General features: G+C 72.8%; 1 protein-coding gene. It reads right to left on the bottom strand.

Annotated elements, in window-relative coordinates; translation table 11 throughout:
• Window positions 1–224: 224 nt before the first annotated feature.
• Window positions 225–585 (bottom strand): PucR family transcriptional regulator (locus tag ACWJ6R_RS37755; RefSeq protein ID WP_449066770.1); only part of this gene is annotated, 361 nt, incomplete at its 5' end.

Below are 585 nucleotides of genomic sequence, written 5' to 3'. Positions count from 1 at the left end.
TGCGCAAGCGGCTTAGCGAGAAGCCGCTCCCTTCAGGGAGCGGAGGAGTCACCATCTTCACTCACCAGGGAGAGACGCTGTTGGGGGAGGTCGGCTCACCGTACGAAGTGACGAGCGTCGCTCCTATGGGGCGCGTCGCCATACCCCGAGGGAAGCCTGTGTGGGTCTCCGGGGCGCGTCCGTCGGGACGGGATGGGGTGGCCGGGAGGACACGCGGGGACGGCTCAGGCGGTGGGGTGGCTGAGCCGGTGGAGCCGGAGGGCGAGCTGGAGCTCCAGGGCGCGTTCGGGCTCCTGCCAGTCCGCCCCCAGGAGCCGGCCGATCCGGTCCAGGCGCTGGGTGACGGTGTTGACGTGGATGTGCAGGGCCTCCGCCGTACGCGACAGTGAGCCGCCGGTGCCGAAATAGGCGGTGAGGGTGCCGACCAGCGAGGTGCCCCGGCGGGCGTCGTAATCGACCACAGGGCCGAGGGCCGAGGCGAGGAACGTCCCGATGTCGCGTCCCTCCCCGACGAGCAGGCCGACGAAGCCCAGCTCGGCCGCGCCGGCGCCCTCCCCGGCCCGGCCCAGCGCCCGCAGCGCGTCG

The organism is Planomonospora algeriensis (assembly GCF_977012225.1).
Note: the sequence above shows the minus strand (reverse complement) of the source record. Positions and strands in the feature narration are given on the sequence as shown.